Raw genomic sequence first — 24,699 nt, 5'->3', positions numbered from 1 at the left:
GGTAGCCCTGTCAATAGGAGCGGTCCGAACCACTTGCCAACCCGCAGGTCAGAGAGGCGAGTTGGGGAGACTTCGGCTCTCGTGGCGATTCATCCGCCGTCGTGTCAACAAAAGCGCTGGTGAATGGCGTGGTGCCGAACACAGCCGCTTACTTTGTCCAACTGGACTGACGAGTAAGGGTTTTCAGAGCCCGGCGTGACCGCTACAGTCCCGGCACTGGAAGCGGTTTCAGTGCACCGTGCCGAGAGCTGACCACCCCCCACCCGCGTAAGGCTCCCGGGAAGCCGTAGACGACGGCACGGTACGAGGAACCGCGGACCCGAGCCGCACACCCCCCACCCGTCCGGCCCGCCCGCGCCGTCCCGACCCCACGGCGCCCGGGCCGTTCCGCCCCCACGATCACCGGCCCCGTGAGTGGCCGCACCGCACCGCACAGCCCACTCACGGGGCCGGATCCACCGTGTGACGCGCACACCCCGACCGGGCGCGCCCGTCCACGCCGGACAGCACCACCCCTCCATGCCCCACACATATGGCCCCACACCATGTGACAGAGAGGAACCAGCAGGCAATGAGATCACACCTACGGCGCAGGCTACGGCCCGGCCCGGTCACGGGAGGACTCGCCCTCGCCGCTCTCGTCGCGGGGGTGGTGCCGGGGACGACCTTCGCCTCCGAGACCGCCGGATCCGCCGAGGCCCAGGCCATCGGCGTCGCTCTCACCTCCTCGGAGACGGGCGCGGACAACTACGCGCTGGCCCCCGAGGGCGTGCCGCTGAAGGCGAAGACCACCGGGGACGTCGCCAAGGTCGAGTTCTACGCGGACAGCAAACTGCTGGCCACCGACTCCAAGGCCCCGTTCGAGGGCGAGTGGAAGAACGCCCCCGAGGGCCAGTACTCCATCACCGCCAAGGCGTACGACAAGGACGGCAAGCCGGCCGGCTCGCACCCGTCCCTGGTCAACGTCCTGGAGAAGCCGGCCGTGATCGCCTCTCCCGTCGCGCGGCAGGTGAAGCAGGGCGGGGAGACGACCGTCGGCATCAAGCTGTCCGCCAAGCCGTCCTCGGACGTGCGGGTGACCCTGGAGCGCGCCTCCGGCACCAAGGACATCAGCGCGGCCAAGTCGGAGCTGACGTTCACCCCCGAGAACTGGGACCGCGTCCAGCAGGTGCCCGTCAACTCCGCGGACACCACCGGTGACCTGGCCAAGGCCGTCTTCAAGGCGACCGCCGCGGGCCACGACGCCGGCTCCGTACCGGTCCAGGAGATCTCACCGCAGGCCTCGGAGTACCAGCAGGACTTCCTCGACCTGTACAACAAGATCAACGACCCGTCGAGCGGCTACTACCGCACCTTCAACGGGCTGAAGGTGCCGTACCACGCCATCGAGACGCTGATCGTCGAGGCCCCGGACCACGGCCACGAGACCACGTCCGAGGCGTTCAGCTACTACCTGTGGCTGGAGTCCGAGTACGGCCGGATCACCGAGGACTGGGGACCGTTCAACGACGCCTGGGCGTCGCTGGAGGAGTTCGCCATCCCGGGCACCGAGGACCAGCCGACCAACGGCGCCTACGACGCGAGCTCCCCGGCCACCTACGCGCCGGAGCACCCGAGCCCGACCGAGTACCCGGCGCAGCTCGACTCCGATGTGCCGGTCGGCCAGGACCCCATCGCCGGCGAGCTCAAGTCGGCCTACGGGACCGACGAGATCTACGGCATGCACTGGCTGCTGGACGTGGACAACACGTACGGCTTCGGCTTCTGCGGCGACGGCGACACGGCGCCCGCGTTCATCAACACCTTCCAGCGCGGCTCGCAGGAGTCCGTCTGGGAGACGGTGACGCAGCCGTCCTGCGACACCTTCGCGCACGGCGGTGAGAACGGGTTCCTCGACCTGTTCACCGATGACGCGGAGTACGCCAAGCAGTGGAAGTACACCAACGCCCCGGACGCCGACGCGCGTGCGGTGCAGGTGGCCTACCAGGCCAAGAAGTACGCCGAGGAGCAGGGCAAGGCCGGCGAGGTCTCCGAGGTGGTCGACAAGGCCGTCAAGATGGGCGACTACCTGCGCTACGCCATGTTCGACAAGTACTTCAAGAAGATCGGCAACTGCACCAGCCCGTCCTGCCCCGCGGGCAGCGGCAAGGACAGCGCGCACTACCTGATGTCCTGGTACTACGCCTGGGGCGGTGCCAACCAGGACGCCCAGTACCCGTGGGCCTGGCGCATCGGTGACGGCGCGGCCCACCAGGGCTACCAGAACCCGATGGCCGCCTACGCCCTGGCCGAGGACCCGGACATGAGGCCGAAGTCCTCCTCGGGCCAGGCCGACTGGGCCAAGAGCCTGGACCGGCAGCTGGAGTTCCTGCAGTGGCTGCAGTCCTCCGAGGGCGGCATCGCGGGTGGTGCCACCAACAGCTGGGACGGTCAGTACGCCAGCCCGCCGTCGAACGCCTCCACCTTCTACGGCATGTACTACGACTGGCAGCCCGTCTGGCACGACCCGCCGTCCAACCGGTGGTTCGGCTTCCAGGTCTGGGGCCTGCAGCGCACGGCCGAGCTGTACGCCGAGACCGGTGACGAGCGCGCCGGGAAGATCATGGACAAGTGGGTCGACTGGGCCCTGGAGAACTCCACGATCGACGGCACGGGCGACTACCAGATCCCGTCCGACCTGGAGTGGAGCGGCCAGCCCGACACCTGGAACGCCTCCAACCCGGGCAGCAACAGCGGTCTGCACGTCGAGGTCCTGAACCACACCAACGACGTCGGTGTCGCCGCCTCGTTCGCCAAGACCCTGCTGTACTACGCGGCCGGCTCGGGCGACGCGGAGGCCAGGGAAGCCGGCGAGGGCCTGCTCGACGGCATGCTCGCGCACAAGGACGACCTGGGCATCGCGATCCCCGAGGTCCGCAAGGACTACAACCGGTTCGAGGTCACCTCCGGCGAGGACAAGCTCTACATCCCCAACGGCTGGACGGGCACCATGCCCAACGGTGACGAGATCAACTCGGACTCCACCTTCCTGTCGATCCGCTCCTTCTACGAGAGCGACCCCGACTTCCCGAAGGTGCAGCAGTACCTGAACGGCGGCTCCGCGCCGGAGTTCACGTACCACCGCTACTGGGCCCAGACGGAGATCGCCACGGCGTTCGCCGCGCACGACGCCCTGTTCGGATGATCCGGACGCGGGGGCCGGGCCCCGGCCCGGCCCGCCGCGGCCACCCGGCCGGCCCCCCCCGGGGCCCGGCCGCCACACACCACACGGGCGCGTCGACGCCGGCGGCAATGCGTTCCTCCCGCGCGCCGCGGCGTCCAGCGGATCCGCGCGCGCCCGCCCCGCGGTGGATGAATCACCGCCCGTCGCGGGGGGGGCCTGGGGAGGCCCCCCCCGCGACGCTGATCTCTCCGCCGCCACCTCACCTTTCACCGAGGAGGGTCGGGACCCATGTCCTTGCCTACGACTTCACGCTCGTCCTCGTCACCCGGCCTGCCGGCCTCCGCACCCCCGCCCGCCGGTTCCGCACCGCCGCGGAGCCCGCTTCCCGCCCGCCGCCGGCAGATCCTGGCCGCGTCGGCGACCGTCCTGGCGCTCACCGCCGCCGGTGCCACGGGCAGCGCCTCCGCCGCGGGCCCGTCCGCCGGTGACCGGCCCGCGGCCGCCTGCGACGCCTCCGGCTTCTGCGAGGACTTCGAGTCGCAGACCGGTACCGCTCCCTCCGGCCGCTGGACCGCCGGGGCCGCCAACTGCACCGGCACCGGCACCGCGACGGTCGACTCCGGCACCGCGCACACCGGGAGCAAGTCGCTCCGGATCGACGGCGGCGCCGGCTACTGCAACCACATGTTCGCCTCGACCCCGCTGGACGAGGTGGCCGGGAGCTCCTCGCTGCACGTCCGCTTCTGGGTCCGGCACACCACCGCGCTGCCCGCCGCCCATGTGACGTTCGCGGCCATGAAGGACGCGAACGACGGCGGCAAGGACCTGCGGATGGGCGGCCAGAACGGCGCCCTGCAGTGGAACCGCGAGTCCGACGACGCGACCCTGCCGGAGCAGAGCCCCGTCGGGGTGTCCAAGAGCATGCCGCTGCCCGTGAACGAATGGACCTGCGTCGAGTTCGGCATCGAGGGCTCCGCTCTGGAGACCAAGGTGAACGGCTCGGTCGTCGAGGGCCTCGTCATCGACGGCACGCCCACCCATGACATCGACCGGCAGTGGCTCAACAAGCCCAACTGGCGCCCCTCCCTCACCGACCTGCGACTCGGCTGGGAGAGCTACGGCAACGGCGACGACACCCTCTGGTACGACGACATCGCGGTCGGCACCGCGCCGATCGGCTGCTGACCCATGGCCCGCGGACGGATCCGCGGACGGCACCGTCCGCCGTGCTCCCGGACCCCGCGTGACGCGCGGGGCCCGGGGGGCCGCGGCGCGCACGGCGGCTTCCCGGGGACGGCCGCCCCGCGCGGCCGGCGGACCGGGGGAGCCCTCCCTTCCCTGGCGGTCCTCCTGTTCCGTGGGTAGTCTGAAAGCGCTTCCAGTGCGCTGCCGGCGAGGCGTCGCCCGGCGGTCACCGGAATCGGACGGCGTCAGTGGGGGTGGGGGAGTGTCCAGCACGAAGCAGCGAACCGGCATGGCCGCCCGCGGTCTGCCGCGGGTTCGCGGCGGCGCCCGGCGGACCGCCCCCGCGCGGCGGAGCCGCGGAATCCCGCACCGCGCGGCCCCCGCGGGCCGCCCCGGGCGCGCCGCCCGGACCGTCGCCGGGGCCGCCGTCCCCGGCGCGGGCCGCCGCGCGCGGCGCGCGACCCTGCCACACGCGGAGAGCCGGTGACTGAATCAGCAGGGGCTCAGCCTCTGGGACGGCCGGGCCCGAGCACGAGCCCCACTCTCGAACAGGTCGCCAGGGCCGCCGGGGTCTCCCGTGCCACGGCCTCCCGGGCGATCAACGGCCTGCCCTACGTCAGCGAGAAGGCCCGGGAGCAGGTGGCCCACGCGGTCGAGGTCCTGGGCTACCGCGCCAACCAGGTCGCCCGGTCCCTGGCGACCAGGAGAACGGGCTCCATCGCCCTGGTGATGTCCGAGCCCGGCAACTTCGTGCTCAGCGACCCCTTCTTCGCCCGGGTACTGCGCGGCATCTACAGCGGCCTCTCCGGCAGCCAGCTCCAGCTGGTGCTGCTGATGACCAACGAGCAGGACGAGGACGGCTTCGCCCGCTACCTCTGCGGCGGCCACGTCGACGGCGCGCTCGTCGTCAGCCTGCACGGCGAGGACCCGCTGCCCAGCCTGCTGGTGGAGGCGGGCCTGCCCGTCGTCCTCGGGGGCCGGCCGCTGGTCCGGGTCGACGCCCCGTACGTCGACGTGGACAACTTCAACGGCGCCTGCCTGGCGGCCCGTCACCTCATCGACACCGGACGGACCAGGGTGGCCACCATCGCCGGACCGGCCGACATGGCGGTCGGCATGGACCGGCTCAGCGGCTGGCGCCGCGGCATGGCCGGCACGGGCTTTCCCACCGACGCGGTCGCGCACGGCGACTTCACGGTCGAGGGCGGCGCGGCCGCCATGCGGCGGCTCCTGGAGTCCCACCCGGACCTCGACGCGGTCTTCGCGGCCTCGGACCTGATGGCCGTGGGCGCCCTGCAGACGCTGCAGGCAGCCGGCCGGCGTATCCCGGAGGACGTCGCCGTCGTCGGCTTCGACAACCTCGACATCGCGGCCACCGCCTCGCCGCCGCTCACCACCGTCCGGCAGCCGATCGAGGAGTTCGGCCGCACCATGACCTGGCGCCTGCTCGCCCAGCTCTCCGGCGAAGCGGGCCTGCCGCCGTCGATCCTGCTGCAGACCGAGCTGGTGCGCCGGGAGTCGGCCTGACCCCCGGGCGGGGCGGCCCCCGGCGTACGGCCGCGTGGCGTACGGGCCGCTCGCACGGGGCGGGGGAGGGGCCGGCAGCGGGGCGCGGCCGGCCGGTCCGGGCGGTTCGGCAGGGCCCGGGCCCGGGGCCGGCGTGCCGGCCGACGCGCCGCGGCGGCGCACCGGCGCCGAACGCCGGGGCCGGACCGGTAACCTCCCACGCGGGTCGGTGAGACGGGCAGGGCGCCGCGCCAACAGGCGCCGGGCGCGGGCGCGTTGACCTCTCGTTCAGCGAACGTTGATCCGCCCGCACCAGCATGACCTGCATGTTGATCGAGTTCATCGGGCCGGCGGAGCACGCTTCCGGCTGGCGGGAGCGCGCGCTGTGCGCGCAGACCGGGCCCGACTTCTTCTTTCCGGTCCCCGGCGGCTCCACCCGGGAGGCCAAGCAGGTCTGCCGGGCGTGTGAGGAACGGGTGGAGTGCCTGGAGTACGCCCTGGAGAACGACGAGCGGTTCGGCGTCTGGGGAGGTCTCTCCGAGAAGGAGCGGCGCCGGCTGCGCAAGTCCCGCAGAAGCGGCGGCAGCGGTACGTCCTGAGAGCCGCGGCCCGCACCGGCGGAGTACCGGGCCGGTGCGGGCCGCGTCACCGATTTTGCACGGGGGCCGGCACCGCGTAGAGTCGGGTCCAACGACGCGGGGTGGAGCAGCTCGGTAGCTCGCTGGGCTCATAACCCAGAGGTCGCAGGTTCAAATCCTGTCCCCGCTACCAGAACGTCGGGCCCGGTGTGCACAGCGCACCGGGCCCGACGCGTTGCCGGCCCCGCCCGGCCCTCGGCCGGGGCCGGAGCCGGGAAGGCCGGTCGGGGCCTCAGGAGGCCTTGCGGGCGGCGCGGCGGGCGAGCAGGGCCTCGCGCCGCTCGTCGAACTTCGTGGCCTGCTCGTCGAGACCGCCCATGTACATCCCCAGCTCCTCCTGGGCCTTGAGCCCTTCGGGGCCGAGCCCGGAGATCTCCAGCACCTTGAGGAAGCGCAGCACCGGCTGGAGCACGTCGTCGTGGTGGATGCGGAGGTTGTAGATGCCGCCGATCGCCATCTGCGCGGCGGCCCGCTCGAACCCGGGCATCCCGTGGCCGGGCATCCGGAAGTTGACGACGACGTCGCGGACGGCCTCCATCGTCTGGTCCGGCGCCAGTTCGAACGCCTTGCCGAGCAGGTTGCGGTAGAAGACCATGTGCAGGTTCTCGTCGGTGGCGATCCGGGAGAGCATGCGGTCGCAGACCGGGTCACCGGAGTGGTGGCCGGTGTTGCGGTGCGAGATCCGGGTGGCCAGCTCCTGGAAGGCGACGTAGGCGACGGAGTGCAGCATGCTGTGCCGGTTGTCGGACTCGAACCCCTCCGACATGTGCGCCATGCGGAACTCCTCCAGCTGCACCGGGTCGACGGCCCGGGAGGTCAGCAGGTAGTCGCGCATCACGATGCCGTGCCGGCCCTCCTCCGCGGTCCAGCGGTGCACCCAGGTGCCCCAGGCGCCGTCGCGGCCGAAGAGGGTGGCGATCTCGTGGTGGTAGCTGGGGAGGTTGTCCTCGGTGAGCAGATTGACGACGAGGGCGATCCGGCCGATGTCGCTGACCTTGGACTGCTCCGGGGCCCAGGCCTCGCCGTCCAGCGGGCCGTCGAAGTTGCGGCCGTCGCTCCACGGCACGTATTCGTGCGGCATCCAGTCCTTGGCGACCTTGAGGTGCCGGTTGAGTTCGTCCTCGACGACCTCCTCCAGCGCGTACAGCAGCTTGGCGTCGCTCCACCCCTCGGAGCCGGCGAGGGGGGCGGGGGTCTGGGTCACAACGAGCTCCTGGAGACGTGCGGATCACCTACGGCTCCGTAGGTTACGAAACCGTAGGTTAAGCATTGGGGGAAGCCGGGGACCAGGGGGGTGCGGCTAATCGGAGGGTAGATCCCGTAATGTCGGGTGGCGGGAGTGGTGTTACGGCCGGTGAACCCGCCGAACCCGCCGAACCCGCCGCCCGCACCCCTCTCAGACCTCCTCCGGGGACGTCTCCGTCAGTTCGCCGTCCAGGCGGAGCCAGCGGGTGATGCCCAGGCTCCGCAGGAACGGCAGGTCGTGGGCGGCCACGATCAGGGCGCCCTCGTACGACTCCAGTGCCGCCGTGAGCTGTTCGACGCCGGACAGGTCGAGGTTGTTGGTCGGCTCGTCCAGCATCAGGAGCTGCGGCGCGGGCTCGGCCAGCATCAGCGCCGCCAGGGTGGCGCGGAAGCGCTCGCCGCCCGAGAGGGTGCCGGCCGGCTGGTCGGCGCGGGCGCCGCGGAAGAGGAAGCGGGCGAGCCGGGCCCGGACCCGGTTGCCGGTGGCCGAGGGGGCGTGCCGGGCCACGTTCTCCGCGACGCTCAGCCCGTCGTCGAGCAGATCCAGCCGCTGGGGCAGGAACCTCGACGGCACCTCGGTCCGCACCTCGCCGCGCACCGGCTCCAGTTCGCCCGCGATGGTCCGCAGCAAGGTGGTCTTGCCCGCGCCGTTCCCGCCGGTCAGCGCGATCCGCTCGGGGCCGCGCACGGTGAACTCCGGTACCCGCGCGCCGTACCGGAGTTCCGCCTCCCGCACGGTGAGCACGGTGCGGCCCGGCGGGACGGCGGTGTGCGGCAGGTCGACGCGGATCTCGGCGTCGTCCCGCACGGCGTCCGCGGCCTCGTCCAGCCGTTCGCGCGCGTCCTCCAGCCGCGCGGTGTGGGTGCCGCGGTGCTTGGCGGCGGAGACCTGCTGCGCGCGCTTGCGGGCATTCATCACGATCTTGGGCTCGCGCTTGTTCTCGTACATCTTCCTGCCGTAGCGGACCCGGCGGGCCAGCTTCTCCCGGGCCTCGGCGAGCTCCCGTTTCTGCCGCCGCACATCGGCCTCCGCGGCGCGCAGGGAGCGCCGGGCGGCCTCCTGTTCGGTCGTCAGCGCCTCCTGGTAGGCGGAGAAGCCGCCGCCGTACCAGTGCACCCCGCCCTCGCGCAGATCGCCGATCCGGTCGACCAGCTCCAGCAGTTCGCGGTCGTGGCTGACGGCGATCAGCACGCCCCGCCAGGAGGACACGGCCGCGTACAGCCGGCGCCGGGCGCGCAGGTCGAGGTTGTTGGTGGGCTCGTCCAGCAGCAGGACGCCGGGCTTCCGCAGCAGCAGGGCCGCCAGCCGCAGCAGCACCGACTCGCCGCCGGAGAGCTCGCCGACGGTGCGGTCGAGACCGATGTGGCCCAGGCCGAGCTGGTCCAGGGTGGCCAGGGCCCGTTCCTCGATGTCCCAGGCGTCGCCGACGGCGGTGAAGTGCTCCTCGCTCGGGTCGCCGGCCTCGATGGCGCGCAGGGCGGCCCGGGGGACGGCGATGCCGAGCGCCACGTCGGCGCGGAGCGCGGTGTCCAGGGTGAGGTTCTGCGGCAGGTAGCCGGTCTCGCCGGTGACCCGCACCGTGCCGCCGGACGGCCGCAGCTCACCGGCGATCAGGCGGAGCAGGGTGGACTTGCCGGAGCCGTTCAGCCCGACGATGCCGGTGCGGCCCGGTCCCACGGCGAGATCGAGGCCGTCCAGGACGGTGGTGCCGTCCGGCCAGGTGAAGGAGAGACCGGAACAGTTGACGGAGAGAGCGGACGGTGCCATACGGGGCCTCCTGGTCGCCGGGGAGCACGGGGTGCGGGGTGCGGGGCAGCGGAGGAGACACCGGGAATGCCGTGGCGGAAGAGGGGCACCAGAGAACAACCAGAGAAGAAGCCCCGGTCGGGACGGACGGCTCGGTGCCGAGGTCGCACAACGGCCCACGCCGGTCCGGCCTTCCGGCCGGGGCGTGGCACACGGTGTCCCATGACCTCAGACGAGCAACGCCTTCTCCGTCCACCGACAACAGGGCCGGTGACCACGGTACGGAGACGGCCGGGCGGCGGCAACGGAATTGCCGCCCGTGCGGCCGGGACCGGCCCGCGAGGGGTCCGCGGGACCCCCGCCGACCGGCCCGGGGCCCCGTCGCCGGCCGTCCGCGGCGCTCGCCACCGCCACCGGCCGCACCGGCCGCCCGATCCGCAGGAGGCCCTTGTGACCCCGGTGACACCCGGTTCCCGTTCCCCCCGCTCCCTCGCCGCCCGGCTCTGCCTGCTCGCCCGGGCTCCGGAGAGCGTCCGCCCCGGGACCGGCGGCCCGGACGGCGCGGACGGCCCGGACCGGCTGCCGCCCCTGGTGCGGGCCGGGGCGCTGACCGAACTCGCCCGGCGGGGGCTGCTCACCGACGACGGCGGAGTCGTCACACCGGACCTCGACGCCCGGACGGACGATCCGGCACTCGACGATCTGCTGGAGCTGATCACCGAGTCCCCGCCGCACGGCTGGCGGGACTGGGTGACCCGGCACGCCGGCACCACCCTGGACGCCGTACAGGCCGGGCTCGCCGAGGAGGGCGCCCTGCGCGTGGTGTCCCGGCGGTGGCTGGGGCTGCTGCCGCCCCGGGAGTACGCCCTGGTGGACGAGGAGGCGGCGCGGGCTCTGCGGGCGGACGCGCGGCGCGTACTGCACGGCCGGGAGCCGGTGGCGCGGGTGGCGCCCGAGGAGGCGGCGCTGGCCGTCCTGGCCGCGGCGGCCGGGCTGCCGGGGGTGGTCTCCGCGGAGGAGCGGACCACCCGCGGGCGGCGGCTCGGCGAACTGGCGCGGCGCGCGGGACAGTGCGGCCCGGCCGGAGGGCCGGCCGCGGTGGCGCCCGTGCGGGCGGTCGCGGAGGTGCGGGCCGGGCTCGCCGCGGCCGTCGCCGCCCCGGAGGAGCCCGCGGCGGCGTCCGCGGCCGGCGGCTGACCGGCCGCGGCGGAACGCGGCCCCGCCGGTGTCCCGTGGCCCGCGCCGGTGGCTCGGGGCCGTTCGCCGCCCGGTGGGGGCGGGCGGGGTGTCAGGCCTCGCGCAGCAGGGCGGCCAGGTCGCCGTCGAGATCGAGATGGAGTTCCTCACGGCCGAACGGCACCAGGGCGTACGTCTGCTCCAGGAAGCTCCGCACATCCGCGCTGTCCATGCGGACCAGCGCCGTCCCGGCGGCCGCGTGGAACTCCAGCACCGTCACCAGCGGCCCGAACGGCCGTACGTGCACATCCCCGTCCCCGACCGGCTCCAGCAGCCCGGCGGCCAGCAGATCCCGGGAGAACACCCAGGTCACGTCCGCACCGCCGAGGGAGGCGCGCGGCGGGAAACAGGCACGGACGGCGAGCGGATCGTCGCGCCGGTAGCGCAGCGCCGCGGGAACGTCCATCACCTGCCCGTCGGACGTGATGAGGCCGGCCTGTACGGCTCGGTCGATGACAGGGGACAACTCCTGCCTCCTGAGAGGTGTTCGGAAGACGGCTGACACTCTCTATGACGATCCGGCGGCCCTCTCAGTGTGCGGATCGGCAGCGTGACCTCTGTCACTCCCCCTTTCCGCGGTCTCCGCAAACGCATGACCGAGGCGGCGGAGGGCACTCGAACGACCCGGATGTGCCCCGGGGCGGACGGTCCCCGGGGACGAGGGAAGAGGAGGCCCGGAGCCATGGCGACCGGAGCGACGACGACCCCCGGCACCGCCGGCCGCACCGGGGCCGGCAGCGACGGGGGAGCCGGGACCTCGGCCGGCGCACCGGCCCTGCCCGCGCCGCGCGGCGACCTGTCGGCCGCGGTGACAGCCCTGCTCACCGGCGGCTCCCCGGACCTGCCCGGCGGACCGGCCGTCACCGCCGCCGACCCCTACGGCGACGATCTCCAGCTCGCCCTCTACCTCGCCTACGAACTGCACTACCGGGGCTTCGCCGGGGTCGGCGGCCACTGGGAGTGGGACCCGGACCTCCTCCGTCTCCGCCGGGCTCTGGAGGAACGCTTCCTGACCGCCCTGCGCGCGGACACCCCCCGCCCGGAGAGCGCCGCTGCGGCTCTGGACGCCCTGCTCGTCGAGCCCGTGGACGGCGACGGCGTCAGCCACCGCCTCCAGGAGTCCGGGGAGCTGTGGCAGCTGCGCGAGTACGCCGCGCAGCGCTCGCTCTACCACCTCAAGGAGGCCGACCCGCACGCCTGGGTCATCCCCCGGCTGACGGGCCGGGCGAAGGCCGCCATGGTCGCCGTCGAGTTCGACGAGTTCGGCGGGGGCCGGGCCGACCGCGTGCACGCCCGGCTCTTCGCCGAGCTGATGACCGACCTGGGCCTCGACCCCGCCTACGGGCGCTATCTGGACGTCACGCCCGCGCCGATGCTCGCGGTGGTCAACCAGATGTCCCTGTTCGGCCTCCACCGGGCGCTGCGCGGGGCGCTGGTGGGGCACTTCGCGGCCGTGGAGATCACCTCCTCGCCCGGTTCGCGCCGGCTGGCCAGGGCGCTCGAACGGGCGGGCGCGGGCCCGGCCGCCGTGCACTTCTACACCGAGCACGTCGAGGCGGACGCGGTGCACGAGCAGATCGTGCGCCGGGACGTCGTGGGCGGGCTGCTGGAGGAGGAGCCGGGCCTGGACGCGGACGTGGCCTTCGGCGCCGCCTCGACGGGGTTCCTGGAGGACCGGCTCGGCGCCCGGCTGCTGGCGGCCTGGGAAGCGGGCCGCACCTCCCTGCGCGAGCCGCTCCCCGCCCCGCCGCCGGTGCCGGCAGCCGCCTGAGCGCCCGCTTCCGGCACCCGCCCGAGCGGAGGCCTGAGCGGAGGGTTTCGCTTCCGGCACCCGCCCGAGCGGAGGCCTGAGCGGAGGGTTTCAGCCGGCGGAGGAGGACCCGCCTTCGCCGGGGGAGCCGGAGCCTCCGCCGGGGGAGTCGCCGTGCTCGTCCGCGGTACCGCGGACCCGTCGGCGGTGACTGGTGTCGCACCAGGGGAAGCGGCGGCTGCGGCGGCAGGTGCACAGCGCCACGGTGAACCGGTCCGAGCGCTCGGTGCTGCCGTCCTCCAGCACCACCTCCACCGGGCCCTCCACCAGCATCGGGCCGCCCCGCACCAGGCTCACCCGGCGGGCCTCGCGCGCGGCGGGGACCTCCGCGGCCGCGCCGGCCCCGGTGCGGGTGCCGGCCGGAGCACCGGTGCGTCCGGCGGCGGCTCCGGGTCCGGGTCCGGCTCCGGCTCCGGTGACGGGTCCACCCGTGGCTCCGGGGCCGGCGGTCGCTCCGTCCGGCTCAGAGGGCGGCTTCACCGCGGATCACCACCAGTTCCTCCTTGTCCTCGCCGGGCGGCAGCAGCCCCCGGCCGCGCAGCCACTCGGCCCGCTCCCGCAGCCGCGGCCCGAAGGGGACGTACCGGCGTTCGGTCACCTGCGCGTCGAGACCGGCCCGCACCAGCGCGTCCAGCGTCGGTGTGACACCGCTGAGCGCCGACTGGACGAGGAGCAGGATGCCGCCGGGACGCAGCCGCCCCGGTGCCTCGGCGCAGATCCGGTCGAGCAGCGCCCGCCCGTCGTGCCCGGCCTCCCAGGCGCGTGCCGGGCCGCGGCGGGGGAGGCGCGGGTGCGGTGACGGCACATACGGGGGGTTGCTGAGGATGACGTCGAACCGTTCCCCTCCGACGGCCGACAGCAGATCGCCCCGGACGGCCCTGATCCGTACGCCCGCCAGGCGGGCGTTGAGGCGGCAGGTGAGCACCGCGCGGACCGACGTGTCGACGGCGGTCACACGGGCTCCGCGCCGGGCCGCCGCCACGGCGAGGGCTCCGGTGCCGGTGCACAGGTCGAGCACCCGGACGCCCGGGGCGAACGTTTCCTCGCGGAGAGCGGCGGTGAGGCAGGACGTGTCATCCTGCGGCGCATAAACCCCTGGGGGCTTCAGAAACAACACGGTCACCGGGTACCCCGGCCGTCACGGCTAAACGTCGCGGGGAGCCAGCGGCCGGTTCGCCGGACCCTGGATGACCTGGCCGTCCACCCCGAACCGGGAGCCGTGGCAGGGGCACTCCCAGGCCCGCTCGCCGGCGTTGAAGGCCACCAGGCAGCCCAGGTGCGTACAGCGCGCGGAGACGGCGTGCACGGCGCCCTCCTCGTCCCGGTAGACGGCGCAGCTGCGGCCGCCGCTGCGGACGACGGCGCCCGCGCCGGGCGGGATGTCGTCCACCGAGTCGGTGTGCGCGGTCCTCAGCCGGTCGCCGACGAAGTGCCGTCCCACGGTCGCCTGGTGCCTGAGGAAGCCGCCGCCCTCCCGGACGGTGCTCATCAGCCGCCGCGGGTCGTACAGCGCGGCCCACTCCGGGGTCTCGCCGCGGATGAGCGCCGACAGCAGCCGGCCCGACATCACCCCGCTGCTCATGCCCCAGCCGCCGAAGCCGGTGGCGACGTAGGTGTGCCGGGCGCCCGGGTGGAGCGGGCCGACGATGGGCACCGTGTCGGTGGGGTCGTTGTCCTGCGCGGCCCAGCGGTGGGAGATCTCCGTGCCGGGGAAGTGCTCGGCCGTCCAGTCCGCCAGCCGCCGGAACCGCTCGCCCGCGTCGGCCGTGCCCGGCAGGAAGCTCTCGCCGGTGACGACGAGCAGCCGCCGCCCGTCCGGTCCGGGCGCCGTCCGTACCGAGCGTTTGTTCTCCTCCTGGGTGATGTACATGCCGGCGGGGTCACGGTCCGCGGGGAGCGTGCCGGCGACCACCAGTTCGCGGTGCGGGGAGAGCTTGGCGAAGCCGAGGGAGCGGTCGAAGACCGGGTAGTGCGTGGCGACCACGACATCGCGCGCCGTCACGGTCGCCCCGCCCTCCGTCGTGACCCGGCAGGGCGTCCCCTCCCGCAGCCCGGTGACCCGGGACCGTTCGAAGATCCGTCCGCCCCGGGCCCGCAAGTCCTCCGCCAGCCCGAGGAGGTACTTGCGCGGGTGGAACTGCGCCTGGCCGTCGACCCGCACGGCACCGGCGACGGGGAAGGGCAGGCCCGTCTCCGTGACGTAGGAGGCGGGGAGCCCGGCCTCGGCGGCCGCCCGCGCCTCCGCCTCGACCTGCGCCGCGGCCGCCGGGTCCCGGACGTAGGTGTACGCGGGCAGCCGTTCCAGATCGCAGTCGATGCCCAGTTCGGCCGCCGTCGCGGCGACGTGCTCCACCGCGTCCGTCTGCGAACGCGCGTACAGCCGGGCGCCGTCGGCGCCGCGCGTCGTGCGCAGCCGGTCGTAGACCAGGGTGTGCAGGGCGGAGACCTTGGCCGTCGTGTAGCCGGTGACACCGGTGGCGATGCGGTCCGCCTCCAGAACGACGACACCGAGTCCCGCGCGGGCCAGCTCCCACGCCGTGCACAGCCCGGCGATGCCCCCGCCGATCACGGCGACGTCGGTCTCCAGGTCCGTGTCCAGGGAGGGGTGGGAGGTCTGCGGGGTGGTGTCGATCCAGTACGACTCGTGCGTGCCGGGGAGATCTGTCATGCGGCAGCGGGTTCCCCGGAGGCCGCGTTCTGCACCTGCCGGGAACCCGTGCGGGCCGGTCGGCGGTCCGCCGGGGCCGCTCGTACGGACGGGTGTGAGTACCTCCGCTGAGTACGCGCACTCATGTGTGGTGTCAGTGGCAGGGGACAGGATGTGAGGCATGGAGAAGATCGCGAACACCCGGGTCCAGCAGTTCCAGCCGCACTACCGCCCGCAGGGCGGCGAGGCTCTTCCGTACGGCGGCGGGCAGGCCGTCGCGGGCGCCATGAAGGCGGCCCTGGCGCTCGGCGGCGCCGCCGCGGTGCTCTGGGTGATCTTCATGGTCTACACCCTCACCCTGTGGACGCTGGGCGGCTGACCGGCGCGTTCCCCGCCGCCCCGCGGCGCCCGGCACCCCCGCGGTGGCAGGATGCGGCCCGAACCACCCGCTGAGCGGAACCCCGGTCCCGCACCGGGCGGCGAGCCGGAGGACGGACCCCATGCGATCACGACGGACGGCCGGGAACTGGCCCGCCACGGAAGCCGAGGCGGTGGCCGAGCAGAACCGGCTGCGCGAACGGGCCGACACGGCCGGCCCCGGCCCGGCACCGGGCGAGGTTCCGGCGATCGCGGGCGTGGACGTCGCCTATGACGAGGCGACCGGACGGCTCGCCGCGGCCGCCGTCGTCCTGGACGCGGAGACGCTGGAGCCGCTCGACGAGGCGACCGCCACCGGCCACGCCGCGTTCCCGTACATTCCCGGGCTGCTGGCCTTCCGCGAACTCCCGCCCGTTCTCGACGCCTTGGAACGGCTGTCCGAACCGCCCGCGCTGGTCGTCTGCGACGGCTACGGCCTGGCCCACCCCCGGCGGCTGGGGCTCGCCGCCCACCTCGGCGTGCTGACCGGCATCCCGTCCTTCGGCGTCGCCAAGACCCCGTTCGGCTTCGCCTTCGCACCGCCCGGCCCCGAGCGGGGCGCGAGTTCGCCGCTGCTCGACGGCGAGGAGGAGGTGGGGCGTGCGCTGCGCACCCGGGAGGGCGTCAAGCCGGTCTTCGTCTCGGTGGGCCACGGGATCAGCCTGGACCACGCCGTCGCCCACACCCTCCGGCTCACCCCGCGCTACCGGCTGCCGGAGACCACCCGGCGGGCCGACTCCCTCTGCCGCCGCACCCTCGCCACCGCCCTCGCGGACACCGCCCCGGTCTGAGCGCCGGACCGGCGGGCCCTCCCGTGCCGCACCGCTCCCCGCCGCCGTGGCCCCGCACCCGCCGCGCCGGCCTGCGGACGTACGTCCGGACCGCCGGGCCGTCCCGCCCGGACCGCTGTCCGGGCCGCCGCAACGGCGCCGTCCCGGCCTCCGCCCGCCGCGGTGCGGGGGGTGCCGCCCGCACCCGGTGGCGTGCGTAGGGTGAGGCCATGTTCGTACTCGAATTGACCTACTGCGCGCCCGCCGACCGGATCGAGGCCCTCCGCGAGGCCCATATGGCCTGGGTGGACGAGCAGTTCGAGGCGGGGGAGTTCATCGCCTCCGGCCCCAAGAAACCGCGTGACGGCGGGGTGATCCTCGCCGTGGGTGCCGACCGCGACCGGGTGGAGGCCATCGCGGCGAGCGACCCCTTCGCCCAGGAGGAGGTCTGCGAGTACCGGATCACCGAGTTCACCGCGAGCCGCACGGCGCCTCCGCTGCGGGAGTACCGCCAGCCGGTGCGGAGCTGAGCACCCGCGACACGCGGCGAAGCACTGCCGGGAGACGGCACCGAGCACTGCCGGGACGCGGCGGCCACCCGGCCGCCGCGTCCCACGTTTTTCCCGGCCCGGAGGGCTTGTGCGAACTGGAACACGTTCTTAGCATCAGTGGTGTTACATCGATGGTGTCATGCCGGACCGCCGCGGCAGTCACCGCACCACCACGGCGGCACACCAGGGCGGCATCACCAACGTTTGGGGTCGGGGTCTCGATGGCAGTCACCGGGAACGGTCCGCTGACGGGCGTGCGCGTGGTGGAGCTGGCGGGCATCGGCCCGGGCCCCTTCGCCGCCATGCTCCTCGCCGATCTCGGCGCCGACGTCGTCCGCGTCGACCGCCCCGGCGGTGCCGGGCTCGGCATCGACCCGGCGTACGACCTCACCAACCGGAACAAGCGCTCCGTCCTGCTCGACCTCAAGACCGGGGCCGGGCGGGCGGCCGTGCTCGGCCTCGCCGCCCGGGCCGACATCCTGCTGGAGGGCAACCGGCCCGGTGTCACCGAGCGCCTCGGCGTCGGCCCGGAGGACTGCCTGGCCCGCAACCCCCGCCTGGTGTACGGCCGGATGACGGGCTGGGGCCAGGACGGCCCGCTCGCCCCGCACGCCGGGCACGACATCGGCTACGTCGCCGTCACCGGGGCCCTCGGCATGATCGGTGCGGCCGGCGGCCCGCCCGCCGTGCCCGCCAACCTCCTCGGCGACTACGCGGGGGGCTCCCTCTATCTCGTCGTCGGCGTCCTCGCCGCCCTCCAGCACGCGCGGACCACCGGCACCGGACAGGTGGTCGACGCGGCCATCACCGACGGCACCGCCCACCTCACCACGATGATCCACGCCCTGCTGGCCGCCGGCGCCTGGCAGGACCGCCGGGGCGTCAACCTGCTCGACGGCGGCACCCCCTTCTACGGCGTCTACGAGACCGCCGACGGCGGCTGGATGGCCGTCGGCGCCCTGGAGGAACGCTTCTACGAGGAATTCACCCGCCTCCTCGGCCTCGGCGAGGAGGCACCCGGCCGCGGCGACCCGGGCGACTGGGAGACGCTGCGCGCCGCCGTCGCCGACCGCTTCCGGACCCGCACCCGCGAGGAGTGGACGGCCGTCTTCGCGGACTCCGACGCCTGCGTCGCCCCCGTGCTGTCCCTGCGCGAGGCCCCGCGCCACCCGCATCTCGCCGCCCGCTCCACCTTCACGGACCACGGCGGCATCACCCAGCCCGCCCCCGCGCCGCGGTTCTCCGCGACCCCCGGCGCCGTCCGCACACCCCCCGCGCTGCCCGGCGCCCACACCGCCGAGGTGGCCGCCGACTGGGACGTCCCCGGCCTCACCGCCGGCCCGGCTCCCACCACCCCGTCAGGAGGCGCGCGTTGAAGCGCACCGTCTTCACCGCCGAGCACGAGGCCTTCCGCGGGACCGTCCGCGCCTTCCTGGAGAAGGAGGTGGAACCGCACCACGAACGCTGGGAGCGGGAGGGCGTCGTCGACCGCTCCGCCTGGCTCGCCGCCGGCCGGCAGGGGCTGCTCGGGCTCGCCGTCCCCGAGGAGTACGGGGGCGGCGGGGCCGGCGACTTCCGCCACAGCGCCGTCCTCACCGAGGAGTTCGCCCGGGCCGGTGCCTCCGGCCTGGCGATCGGCCTGCACAACGACATCATCGGCCCGTACCTCACCGCCCTCTCCACCGAGGAGCAGAAGCGGCGCTGGCTGCCCGGCTTCTGCAGCGGCGAGATCATCACGGCCATCGCGATGACGGAGCCCGGCGCCGGCTCCGACCTCCAGGGCATCCGCACCACCGCCACCGACGCCGGCGACCACTGGGTGCTCAACGGTTCCAAGACCTTCATCTCCAACGGCATCCTCGCCGACCTCGTGATCGTGGTGGCGCGCACCACCCCCGAGGGCGGCGCCAAGGGCCTCAGCCTGCTCGTCGTCGAACGCGGCATGGAGGGCTTCGAGCGCGGCCGCAATCTCGACAAGATCGGCCAGAAGGCGCAGGACACCGCCGAGCTGTTCTTCCACGACGTCCGCGTCCCCAAGGAGAACCTGCTGGGCGAGGAGAACGGCGCCTTCCTCCATCTGATGACCCATCTCGCCCAGGAGCGGATGAGCATCGCCGTCGCCGCCATCGCGGGCGCCGAGGAACTGCTGGAGATCACCAAGCGGTACGTCAAGGAGCGGGAGGCCTTCGGCCGGCCGCTGGCGAAGCTCCAGCACATCCGCTTCGAGATCGCCGAGATGGCCACCGAGTGCGCCGTCACCCGCGCCTTCCTCGACCGCTGCATCGAGGAGCACACGGCCGGGCAGCTCGACGCCGTGCACGCCTCGATGGCCAAGTGGTGGGCCACCGAACTCCAGAAGCGGGTCACCGACCGCTGCCTCCAGCTCCACGGCGGCTACGGGTACATGACCGAGTACCGGGTCGCGAAGGCGTTCACCGACGGCCGCATCCAGACCATCTACGGCGGCACCACCGAGATCATGAAGGAGATCATCGGCCGGTCGGTCCTCGGCTGACGGCGGTCCGTGCGGCAGCATCCGCACGGCACCACCGGCGGAACGGCACGCACCGCACTCCCCACCCCCGGACGACCGCACCACCCCCGCCGCCCGCCCCGGGTGGCACGGCATCGAGCATCGAACAGTATGGAAAGGCTGCCGACGTTGAGCACCGAAGCGTACGTCTACGAGGCGATCCGCACCCCGCGCGGCCGCGGCAAGGCCAATGGCGCCCTGCACGGCACCAAGCCCATCGACCTGGTCGTGGGCCTGATCCACGAGCTGCGCCACCGGTTCCCCGGACTGGACCCGGCGGCCATCGACGACATCGTGCTCGGTGTCGTCAGCCCCATCGGCGACCAGGGCTCCGACATCGCCAAGATCGCCGCCATCGCCGCCGGGCTCCCGGACACCGTGGCCGGCGTGCAGGAGAACCGCTTCTGCGCCTCCGGTCTGGAGGCCGTCAACCAGGCCGCCGCCCGGGTCCGCTCCGGCTGGGAGGACCTGATCCTGGCCGGCGGCGTCGAGTCGATGTCCCGGGTCCGGATGGGCTCCGACGGCGGAGCCTGGGCCATGGACCCGATGACGGCCTACGAGACCGGCTTCGTCCCGCAGGGCATCGGCGCCGACCTCATCGCCACCGTCGAAGGCTTCACCCGGCACGACGTCGACTCCTACGCCGCCCTCTCCCAGGAGCGGGCCACCGAGGCGTGGAAGGACGGCCGCTTCCAGCGCTCCGTCGTCCCCGTCCGGGACCGCAACGGCCTGACCGTCCTCGACCACGACGAGCACATCCGCTCCGGCACCACCGCCGAGTCCCTGGCCTCCCTCAAGCCGTCCTTCGCGGACATCGGCGAGATGGGCGGCTTCGACGCCGTCGCGCTGCAGAAGTACCACTGGGTCGAGAAGATCGACCACGTCCACCACGCCGGCAACTCCTCCGGCATGGTGGACGGTTCCGCGCTCGTCGCCATCGGCAGCGAGGAGGTCGGACGCCGCCACGGCCTCACCCCGCGCGCCCGGATCGTCTCCGCCGCCGTCTCCGGCGCCGACCCGACGATCATGCTGACCGGCCCGGCGCCCGCCGCCCGCAAGGCGCTCGCCAAGGCCGGGCTGAGCATCGGCGACATCGACCTCGTCGAGATCAACGAGGCCTTCGCGGCCGTCGTCCTGCGCTTCGTCCGGGACATGGACCTGGACATCGAGAAGGTCAACGTCAACGGCGGCGCCATCGCCATGGGCCACCCGCTGGGCGCCACCGGCGCCATGATCCTCGGCACCCTCGTCGACGAACTCGAGCGCCGTGAGCAGCGGTACGGGCTCGCCACCCTCTGCGTCGGCGGCGGCATGGGCATCGCCACCATCGTCGAACGCCTCTGAGCGCCCCCGGAACCGGCCCTTCCCGACCCCCTCCACGGAGACTGCGAACACCATGAGCGAGCCCACCACCATCCGCTGGGAACAGGACGGCACCGGTGTCGTCACCCTGGTCCTGGACGACCCCCGGCAGTCCGCCAACACCATGAACGCCGCCTTCCGCGACTCCCTCACGGCCGTCGCCGACCGCCTGGAGGCCGAGCGCGACTCCGTCCGCGGCGTGATCGTCACCTCGGCCAAGAAGACCTTCTTCGCCGGCGGCGACCTCCGCGACCTCAGCCGGATCACCCCCGACCGGGCCCAGCAGGCGTTCGACTCCGGTATGCGCATCAAGCGCGACCTGCGCCGGATCGAAACCCTCGGCAAGCCGGTCGTCGCGGCCCTGAACGGCGCCGCGCTCGGCGGCGGCCTGGAGATCGCCCTCGCGTGCCATCACCGCGTCGCGCTCGACAACCCCAAGGCCAGGTTCGGGCTGCCCGAGGTGACCCTCGGCCTGCTGCCCGGCGGCGGCGGTGTCGTCCGCACCGTGCGGCTGCTCGGCATCACCGACGCCCTGCTGAAGGTGCTGCTGGAGGGCCGCCAGTACAACCCGGCGCGGGCCCTGGAGGCCGGCCTCGTCCACGAGGTGGCCGCGAGCGAGGAGGACATGCTCGCGCGGGCCCGCGCCTTCATCGACGCCCACCCCGAGTCGCGGCAGCCCTGGGACGTCAAGGGCCACCGCATCCCCGGCGGCACCCCCTCCACGCCGAAGTTCGCCGCCAACCTGCCCGCCTTCCCGGCCAATCTGCGCAAGCAGCTGAACGGCGCGCCCTACCCGGCGCCGCGCAACATCATGGCCGCCGCCGTCGAGGGCGCCCAGGTGGACTTCGAGACCGCCCAGGTCATCGAGGCCCGCTACTTCACCGAGCTGGCCACCGGGCAGACCGCGAAGAACATGATCCAGGCGTTCTTCTTCGACCTCCAGGCCGTCAACTCCGGAGCCGGCCGCCCGGACGGCCCCGAGCCGCGCACCGTCCGCCGGGCCGCCGTGCTCGGCGCCGGGATGATGGGCGCGGGCATCGCCTACTCCTGCGCCCGCGCCGGCATCGAGGTCGTCCTCAAGGACGTCTCGCTGGAGGCGGCCGAGCGCGGCAAGGCGTACTCCGCCGGTCTGCTGGAGAAGGCCGTCGCCCGCGGCCGCACCACCGAGGCCGAGCGGGACGCGCTGCTGGCCCGCATCACCCCGGCCGCCGACCCGCGGGCGCTGGCCGGCTGCGACGCCGTGATCGAGGCGGTCTTCGAGAACCCGGAGCTCAAGCACCAGGTCTTCCAGGAGATCCAGGACATCGTCGAGCCCGACGCGCTGCTCTGCTCCAACACCTCCACCCTCCCCGTCTCGCTGCTCGCCGAGGGCGTGAAGCGGCCGGAGGACTTCATCGGCCTGCACTTCTTCTCGCCCGTCGACAAGATGCCGCTGGTCGAGATCGTCAAGGGGAAGCGGACCGGCGAGGAGGCGCTGGCCCGCGCCTTCGACCTCGTGCGGCAGATTCGCAAGACCCCGATCGTGGTCAACGACTCCCGGGGCTTCTTCACCTCCCGGGTCATCGGCCGGTTCATCAACGAGGGCGTCGCCATGGTCGGCGAGGGCATCGACCCGGCCTCCGTCGAACAGGCCGCGGGCCAGGCCGGCTACCCGGCCCGGGTGCTCTCCCTGATGGACGAACTGACCCTCACCCTGCCCCGGAAGATCCGCGAGGAGACCCGGCGGGCCGCGGAGGAGGCGGGCGGCAGCTGGGAACCCCACCCGGCGGACGCCGTCATCGACCGCATGGTCGACGCGTTCGGCCGCACCGGCCGCAGCGGCGGCGGAGGCTTCTACGACTACGAGGACGGCAGGCGGGCCGGTCTCTGGCCGGGCCTGCGCGAGCACTTCACCCGGCCGGACGCGGAGATCCCGTTCGAGGACATGAAGGAGCGGATGCTCTTCTCGGAGGCGCTCGACTCCGTCCGCTGCCTGGAGGAGGGCGTGCTCACCTCGGTCGCCGACGCCAACATCGGCTCCATCCTGGGCATCGGCTTCCCCGGCTGGACCGGCGGCGTGCTCCAGTACATCAACGGCTACGAGGGCGGCCTGCCCGGCTTCGTGGCCCGCGCGCGGGAACTGCGCGAGACGTACGGCGAGCGCTTCGCGCCCCCCGCGCTGCTGCTGGAGAAGGCGGAGAAGGGCGAGATCTTCACCGACGGCCCGCGCGGCTGAGCCGCGCGGCAGCGGGACCGCGCCCTCCCGGGCAGGGGAGCGGCGCGCGGGCGGGCCTGGTGGACTCCTCCACCGGGCCCGCCCCGTAAGGGCGTTGGCGTTCCCGGGGCGTTCCCCGGTCGCGCCCCGGCCGTCTCCCGGCCGTCCCCCGGCCGTTCAGCGGGTGTCGCCGCGGAGGACGTCGTCCAGGGCGAAGTGCCCGTTCGGCCCCAGCTTCAGCACGGGGACGGCCCGGTCGATCGGGTCGCCGTTGTTGCGGAAGGAGAGGAAGCCGCTGGCCCCCTCCACGCCCTGGTCCCGGCCGCGCAGCTGCCGGAACCTCCGCGCCACCGCCTTTCCGCTGAGCACGCTGCCGTCGAGGGAGGTCATCCGGACCGCGGTGATCGCGGTGAGCACCGCGTCGTGGGCCATCATCGCCTGGGCGTCGTCGCGCCGTTCGTCGGGGAACTGCTTGCTCATCCAGCCGCCCTCCTGGAAGAACGCGGCCGACGGCCGCGACACCGCGGTCCTGTCCTCCTCCCACATGTCCGGGTGGGCCAGCCCGGTGTAGTACACCTCGACGCCCTTCTCTCCCGCTTCCCGCAGCTGGTCGGTGGTGAGATTGGTGGTGTCGTCGCCCGTCATCACGGTGAAGTCCCGCTGCTGGCACTTGCGGTTGGCGAGCTTGTTGATGAACGACATGAGGTGCTTGCCCCGGCCCGCGAAGTAGACGACGTCGGGCTCCTCGCCGCAGAGGTTCTGGACGATCCAGCGCAGCTCGCCCTCCCAGCTGTCCGGCTGCGAGGCGTCGTACACCGCGTTCTCCTCCGGGAGGGTGTGCTCCTTGTCGGGGAACACCTTGCGGAACTCCTCGGCGAGCGTCCTGGCGTAGAGGTTCTTCTTCGCCTCGTCCTCGACGATGACGGCGTCCTCGTACCCCCGCTTCTTGAGGTACGCGGACGCGGCCCTCGCCTCGTCCCGGTTCGTCGGCGCGACCCGGACGAGCCCGGCGATCCCGGTGAGGTTGGTCGCGCTCATGGTGCTGGCCACCATGGCGATGCCCTCCTCGGAGAGCCGGCCCATGGCCTCCCTGTTCTCGGTGGTGCTGGGGCCGAGGCCCGTCACCGCCAGCACCCGTTCCTCGCGCCGCTCGGCCCGGCTCAGCGCGATGAGCCGGTCCACCGTGTACCGCCAGTGCTCGGCGCCGCTGCCGGTGTTGGCCACCAGCAGCCGGATCTTGGGCGAGCCGGACAGGTCACGCCTGTTGGCGCGGATCTGGGCGAGATAGGCGCCCTGGAGCTGCCGCCGGATGGCGTCCCGGGAGTTGCTGTCGTCCTTCTCGACGGTCAGCGAGGTCATGTAGGCGATGGTGACGTAGTTCTTCTCCTTCTCCATCACCGCCCGGTTCTCGTCCCCGATCTTCCGCTGGATGTCCTTCAGATGCCCGGCGAAGGCGAAGTCCGGGTCCGTGACGCCGTCCGTCGCGCCCACGCACTCCTCGTCCGGGCCGCGTCTCTCCACGCCCTCCGCGCACCGGGCCTCCCGCTTCTGCCACCAGCCGTACAGCTGCGGGACCCCGAGCCCCAGGACCAGCGCCGTCACCAGGATGCCGACGGCCCAGTGCACCACCGGGCGGGTCGGCCGCCACATCTCCATGTCCCCCACTCCCCACGTCCTGCCCCGTCCGTGCCCGTG

20 protein-coding genes and 1 tRNA gene are annotated in these 24,699 nt (G+C 73.5%); 14 read left to right on the top strand and 7 right to left on the bottom strand.

Annotated features, from left to right (window positions below; genetic code table 11):
- The first annotated feature begins 571 nt into the window (after window positions 1–571).
- The 5 genes from LIX60_RS04920 to LIX60_RS04900 all read left to right on the top strand — a co-directional run bounded on the left by LIX60_RS04920 (window position 572) and on the right by LIX60_RS04900 (window position 6,625).
- Window positions 572–3,184: a glycoside hydrolase family 48 protein gene (locus LIX60_RS04920; protein WP_227957362.1), complete on the top strand. Its 2,613-nt coding sequence runs from the start codon at window positions 572–574 to the stop codon at window positions 3,182–3,184.
- Between the two features lie 267 nt (window positions 3,185–3,451).
- Window positions 3,452–4,348 carry a hydrolase gene (locus tag LIX60_RS04915; protein WP_227957361.1) on the top strand — a complete coding sequence of 299 codons (897 nt, stop codon included), beginning with the start codon at window positions 3,452–3,454 and terminating at the stop codon, window positions 4,346–4,348.
- Between the two features lie 483 nt (window positions 4,349–4,831).
- Complete coding sequence (locus LIX60_RS04910; RefSeq protein WP_227957360.1) at window positions 4,832–5,875, top strand: LacI family DNA-binding transcriptional regulator; 1,044 nt, start codon at window positions 4,832–4,834, stop codon at window positions 5,873–5,875.
- A 305-nt stretch (window positions 5,876–6,180) separates the two neighbouring features.
- The gene (locus tag LIX60_RS04905) at window positions 6,181–6,453 is read left to right on the top strand and encodes a WhiB family transcriptional regulator (RefSeq protein ID WP_019710803.1); all 273 of its coding nucleotides are present in this window, start codon (window positions 6,181–6,183) and stop codon (window positions 6,451–6,453) included.
- A 95-nt stretch (window positions 6,454–6,548) separates the two neighbouring features.
- Window positions 6,549–6,625, top strand: a tRNA-Met gene (locus tag LIX60_RS04900).
- Window positions 6,626–6,724: 99 nt separating this feature from the next.
- Here LIX60_RS04900 and LIX60_RS04895 read toward each other — a convergent pair.
- Entirely contained in the window at window positions 6,725–7,696 is a 972-nt protein-coding gene (locus tag LIX60_RS04895) for an acyl-ACP desaturase (protein ID WP_227957359.1), read from the bottom strand.
- Window positions 7,697–7,888: 192 nt separating this feature from the next.
- Entirely contained in the window at window positions 7,889–9,505 is a 1,617-nt protein-coding gene (locus LIX60_RS04890; RefSeq protein WP_227957358.1) for an ABC-F family ATP-binding cassette domain-containing protein, read from the bottom strand.
- Between the two features lie 429 nt (window positions 9,506–9,934).
- Here LIX60_RS04890 and LIX60_RS04885 point away from each other — a divergent pair, with 429 nt between their 5' ends.
- On the top strand, window positions 9,935–10,681 hold the full coding sequence (locus LIX60_RS04885; RefSeq protein WP_227957357.1) for a GPP34 family phosphoprotein: 747 nt from the start codon (window positions 9,935–9,937) through the stop codon (window positions 10,679–10,681).
- Between the two features lie 91 nt (window positions 10,682–10,772).
- Here the strand turns inward: LIX60_RS04885 and LIX60_RS04880 are convergent, their stop codons facing one another.
- Window positions 10,773–11,186, bottom strand: a complete 414-nt coding sequence (locus LIX60_RS04880; protein WP_043471725.1) for an SsgA family sporulation/cell division regulator — start codon at window positions 11,184–11,186, stop codon at window positions 10,773–10,775.
- Between the two features lie 216 nt (window positions 11,187–11,402).
- On the opposite strand from LIX60_RS04880, the gene LIX60_RS04875 reads away from it, so the two are divergent.
- On the top strand, window positions 11,403–12,491 hold the full coding sequence (locus LIX60_RS04875; protein ID WP_227957356.1) for an iron-containing redox enzyme family protein: 1,089 nt from the start codon (window positions 11,403–11,405) through the stop codon (window positions 12,489–12,491).
- Window positions 12,492–12,581: 90 nt separating this feature from the next.
- On the opposite strand, the gene LIX60_RS04870 is transcribed toward LIX60_RS04875, so the two are convergent.
- The 3 genes from LIX60_RS04870 to LIX60_RS04860 all read right to left on the bottom strand — a co-directional run bounded on the left by LIX60_RS04870 (window position 12,582) and on the right by LIX60_RS04860 (window position 15,198).
- Window positions 12,582–12,803 carry a CDGSH iron-sulfur domain-containing protein gene (locus tag LIX60_RS04870; protein WP_265585121.1) on the bottom strand — a complete coding sequence of 74 codons (222 nt, stop codon included), beginning with the start codon at window positions 12,801–12,803 and terminating at the stop codon, window positions 12,582–12,584.
- Between the two features lie 190 nt (window positions 12,804–12,993).
- Complete coding sequence (locus LIX60_RS04865; protein ID WP_227957354.1) at window positions 12,994–13,647, bottom strand: HemK2/MTQ2 family protein methyltransferase; 654 nt, start codon at window positions 13,645–13,647, stop codon at window positions 12,994–12,996.
- A 27-nt stretch (window positions 13,648–13,674) separates the two neighbouring features.
- Window positions 13,675–15,198, bottom strand: coding sequence for an FAD-dependent oxidoreductase (locus tag LIX60_RS04860; protein WP_227957353.1), 1,524 nt, complete (start codon window positions 15,196–15,198; stop codon window positions 13,675–13,677).
- 160 nt (window positions 15,199–15,358) lie between these two features.
- On the opposite strand from LIX60_RS04860, the gene LIX60_RS04855 reads away from it, so the two are divergent.
- The 7 genes from LIX60_RS04855 to LIX60_RS04825 all read left to right on the top strand — a co-directional run bounded on the left by LIX60_RS04855 (window position 15,359) and on the right by LIX60_RS04825 (window position 23,025).
- Window positions 15,359–15,556 carry a hypothetical protein gene (locus LIX60_RS04855; RefSeq protein ID WP_125624295.1) on the top strand — a complete coding sequence of 66 codons (198 nt, stop codon included), beginning with the start codon at window positions 15,359–15,361 and terminating at the stop codon, window positions 15,554–15,556.
- A 121-nt stretch (window positions 15,557–15,677) separates the two neighbouring features.
- Complete coding sequence (locus LIX60_RS04850; protein ID WP_227957352.1) at window positions 15,678–16,385, top strand: endonuclease V; 708 nt, start codon at window positions 15,678–15,680, stop codon at window positions 16,383–16,385.
- Window positions 16,386–16,594: 209 nt separating this feature from the next.
- Window positions 16,595–16,894, top strand: a complete 300-nt coding sequence (locus LIX60_RS04845; RefSeq protein WP_019710787.1) for a YciI family protein — start codon at window positions 16,595–16,597, stop codon at window positions 16,892–16,894.
- A gap of 242 nt (window positions 16,895–17,136) precedes the next feature.
- Window positions 17,137–18,291, top strand: coding sequence for a CaiB/BaiF CoA-transferase family protein (locus LIX60_RS04840; protein ID WP_227957351.1), 1,155 nt, complete (start codon window positions 17,137–17,139; stop codon window positions 18,289–18,291).
- Window positions 18,288–19,430, top strand: coding sequence for an acyl-CoA dehydrogenase family protein (locus LIX60_RS04835; RefSeq protein ID WP_227957350.1), 1,143 nt, complete (start codon window positions 18,288–18,290; stop codon window positions 19,428–19,430). Before LIX60_RS04840 ends, LIX60_RS04835 begins: the two co-directional genes overlap by 4 nt.
- A gap of 147 nt (window positions 19,431–19,577) precedes the next feature.
- A complete protein-coding gene (locus LIX60_RS04830) occupies window positions 19,578–20,792 on the top strand; it encodes an acetyl-CoA C-acetyltransferase (protein ID WP_227957349.1) in 1,215 nt (404 codons plus the stop codon).
- Window positions 20,793–20,844: 52 nt separating this feature from the next.
- Complete coding sequence (locus LIX60_RS04825) at window positions 20,845–23,025, top strand: 3-hydroxyacyl-CoA dehydrogenase NAD-binding domain-containing protein (RefSeq protein ID WP_227957348.1); 2,181 nt, start codon at window positions 20,845–20,847, stop codon at window positions 23,023–23,025.
- A gap of 156 nt (window positions 23,026–23,181) precedes the next feature.
- Here LIX60_RS04825 and LIX60_RS04820 read toward each other — a convergent pair whose 3' ends face one another.
- A complete protein-coding gene (locus LIX60_RS04820; protein WP_227957347.1) occupies window positions 23,182–24,660 on the bottom strand; it encodes an ABC transporter substrate-binding protein in 1,479 nt (492 codons plus the stop codon).
- Window positions 24,661–24,699 lie beyond the last annotated feature (39 nt).

Source organism: Streptomyces sp. S07_1.15, from assembly GCF_020739505.1.
Classification (GTDB): domain Bacteria; phylum Actinomycetota; class Actinomycetes; order Streptomycetales; family Streptomycetaceae; genus Streptomyces; species Streptomyces xinghaiensis.
This window is presented reverse-complemented; position numbering and strand designations above follow the sequence as displayed.